This window comes from Pseudomonas sp. SDO5532_S415, assembly GCF_054071155.1.
Genome location: NZ_JBSVWS010000322.1, coordinates 1 through 2,686 on the forward strand (window position 1 = coordinate 1; position 2,686 = coordinate 2,686).

The 2,686-nt window shown below is 61.5% G+C and carries 4 protein-coding genes; 3 read left to right on the forward strand and 1 reads right to left on the reverse strand.

The annotated features are described in order from the left end of the window. The first annotated feature begins 144 nt into the window (after positions 1 to 144). Positions 145 to 1,209: a hypothetical protein gene (locus ACW9HW_RS29715; RefSeq protein ID WP_095195109.1), complete on the forward strand. Its 1,065-nt coding sequence runs from the start codon at positions 145 to 147 to the stop codon at positions 1,207 to 1,209. Between the two features lie 16 nt (positions 1,210 to 1,225). Next, positions 1,226 to 1,579, forward strand: coding sequence for a DUF1428 domain-containing protein (locus ACW9HW_RS29720; RefSeq protein WP_095195108.1), 354 nt, complete (start codon positions 1,226 to 1,228; stop codon positions 1,577 to 1,579). A gap of 15 nt (positions 1,580 to 1,594) precedes the next feature. On the opposite strand, the gene ACW9HW_RS29725 is transcribed toward ACW9HW_RS29720, so the two are convergent. Continuing rightward, positions 1,595 to 1,789 carry a hypothetical protein gene (locus ACW9HW_RS29725; RefSeq protein WP_095195107.1) on the reverse strand — a complete coding sequence of 65 codons (195 nt, stop codon included), beginning with the start codon at positions 1,787 to 1,789 and terminating at the stop codon, positions 1,595 to 1,597. A gap of 62 nt (positions 1,790 to 1,851) precedes the next feature. Between ACW9HW_RS29725 and thpR the strand changes: the two genes are divergently transcribed. Beyond that, positions 1,852 to 2,391 (forward strand): RNA 2',3'-cyclic phosphodiesterase, encoded by a 540-nt coding sequence (thpR, locus tag ACW9HW_RS29730; RefSeq protein WP_095195106.1) that lies wholly within the window; start codon positions 1,852 to 1,854, stop codon positions 2,389 to 2,391. Positions 2,392 to 2,686 lie beyond the last annotated feature (295 nt).

The following is a 2,686-nucleotide window of genomic DNA, read 5'->3' on the forward strand; positions in this document are numbered from 1 at the left end:
CCATTTTGAAATCGGAGCAGGACCCTGTGGGAGCGGGCTTGCCCGCGATGGGGCCAGAAAGTCCACTATCAAAGCCAACCTATACTCAATTCAGGGCCTTTTAAACGCCGGGCATCCGGTCCGGCGCAGACTTCGGGGACCGCGATGAACCTGCGTTCGCTGATCGTCGCCGTGCTGATGGTGTTGGCGGGGTGCGTCACGGCCCCGCGCGCGCCGGTGGAAACACCGCAGGTCATGATCTCGCCGAGTACCTGGCAGCAAGTGGACCGGGAGATTGTCGCGGCATCGCAATCGGCCACCGAGCAGACCAAAATCTACGCCCGCGGCGCCATGGATTACTGGCGTACGCGGGTCTATCAACTGACCGAAGAAAACTTCATTCCCTGGTTCAGCAGCTACTGGACCCAGGAATGGCTGTCGATGAAAGTCAGCTGGTACACCCTCAGCGCCCAGGGCGAGCAGGATGCCTCGGAAAAGCGCCTGGCCGCTTACTTGCTGGAGCAATACCAGGAAAAAGTCCTGGCACCGGTGGCGGTGGAAATCGACCCCGATCAGATTCTCAGCCTGGCGTCGGCGTTCTATGTGGACATTCTCAAGGAAGACCTGCAGCGCATTTCCCAGCGCCACGGCGTGCCCATTGCCCAACTCAATGGCCGCATCCAGAAAGTCCCGGCCATTGCCCTCGGGCCACCCTCGGCGCGTGACGCCTCGCTGTATCAGGTGGTGTACGCCGAGCGGTTGAATAACCTGCCGGCCTACGCCGCGCTGATCGACAAGATTCACCGGGCCGGTGGCGACAAGGGCGTCGATTCGACCGATACCGCGATGGCGCCGGTCGCCAAGCGCGCCAGTCGTCGAATCGAAGCCGAGATGGCCCCCCGTGGCGCCGCCAGTGCCGTGGCCGCGGCGGCGGGCAGACTCGCGGGGGGATTGATCACCGTCGGGGTCGCGGGGATCCGCGCGCTGATTCAGGCCAGCGACCGGCCGGACAGCGAGGCGCTGATTCGCAGCAGCCTGGGTAATACGTTCGACAAGGCCTGGACCAAGCTGGTCCAGAACCCGACCACCGGTGTCATGGCCGGCACCCTGTACATGGCGGGGCAGATCGAGGGCAACCTGGCCGGCAGCGCTGAACCGCCGGTCGGTCTGGAGGCCGGCCATGTCGAATGGCAACCAAGCCAATCGACTAACCAGAGAATCAACCCATGACTCCAGGAGAACCCTCATGTCTTACGTGAATGCTTTTGTCGCTGCGGTGCCCACTGCCAACCGTGATAAATACAAGAAACACGCCGAGATCGCCGCCGGGCTTTTCAAGGACAACGGCGCCTTGAGCGTGGTCGAGTGCTGGGGCAGTGACGTGCCTGACGGCAAGGTGACTTCGTTCCCGATGGCGGTAAAACTGAAGGCGGACGAAACCGTCGTGTTCGGCTGGCTCATCTGGCCGGACAAGGCCACCAGCGATGCCGCGATGGAAAAAATGATGGCTGACCCGAGGATGCAGCCGGACGTCAATCCCATGCCGTTCGATGGCCAGCGAATGATCTTCGGCGGTTTTGAAACGATCGTGAAGGCGTGAACACCCGGGGCAGGATCACTCGGATGACGGGGTGATCCTGCAACTCTTGCGGTTACGAATCTCGCTGTCGGTTGGCCGCTCCTTGACGAACTCGAAGCGCGGCTCTCCTTCGTTGTAGTGAACCAGCCAGCCCCATTCCAGCTCGGACTCATCCTGACCGGATTTCGGTGGTACGGCCCACCATGGCTCTTTGCTGATGATTTCTCGCATGGCCCCCTCCAGTTGAAGCGTGTTTGCATGAACTATAACTTGGATGTCAGGAGGTGCCACGAATGAGCGACGAATCCCATGAGCCGTTCAAACGGCTGTTTTTTGCCCTGGACTGCGCGCCGGCGCAACGCAAGGTGATTGCCCAATGGCGCAGCGCCTTGCAACTGAGGAACGGGCGCCCGGTGCCAGTGGAGAATTTTCACTTGACCCTGAAATTCCTCGGTTCGGTCGCCACGGCGCAGATCGCCGATATCTGCAAGGCTGCCGCATCAGTGCGCACCTCGGACGAGCGCTTGACCGTGGTGCTGGATCGGCTGGATGTCTGGCGCAGGGCAGGGGTTCTGGTGTTGGCGCCGGAGCAGGCTTCGCCAGCGTTGTTGCGCCTGGTGTATGACCTGGAACAGGCCGTGTTGCCGTTTGTATCGGGGGATGCGCCACGGGAGTTTCGCCCGCACCTGACCCTGGCCCGGGATTTTCGCGCCCCGGTTCCCGAGTCCGCCACGCCACCGGAGTTTTTCCTGCGTGCCGATCGATTCGCCCTGTTCGAATCGCACAAGGGCCGGTACATACCGCTGGCCTCGTGGCCATTGGGAACTTCGTAGGCCAAACGAAAAAAAGGCGCCCGAGGGCGCCAAACTCACCTTAACCGAGGAGCCAGGTGAGGCCGTTCATCGGAGACGAGTGCAGCGGTGGTAAGGCGCTGCGTGAACGGAAATGGGAAAATCTGGTTCGTATATTGACTGTTCTGGCCAATTCGCGAGCAGGCTCGCTCCCACAGGGGGGAATGCGTTCATTCAGGCGGCCCGCGTTATCGTTGACGACCATCGCGAGCAAGTATTGGGCCTGCAAAGGCCCGTGTTGAACCTGTGGGAGCGAGCCTGCTCGCGAAGAATGTCT

Bases quoted from the DNA above. Each gene is read 5' to 3' on its own strand.
- ACW9HW_RS29715 (WP_095195109.1), top strand. From the start codon at position 145: ATGAACCTGCGTTCGCTGATCGTCGCCGTGCTGATGGTGTTGGCGGGG.
- ACW9HW_RS29720 (WP_095195108.1), top strand. From the start codon at position 1,226: ATGTCTTACGTGAATGCTTTTGTCGCTGCGGTGCCCACTGCCAACCGT.
- thpR (WP_095195106.1), top strand. From the start codon at position 1,852: ATGAGCGACGAATCCCATGAGCCGTTCAAACGGCTGTTTTTTGCCCTG.
- ACW9HW_RS29725 (WP_095195107.1), bottom strand. From the start codon at position 1,789: ATGCGAGAAATCATCAGCAAAGAGCCATGGTGGGCCGTACCACCGAAA.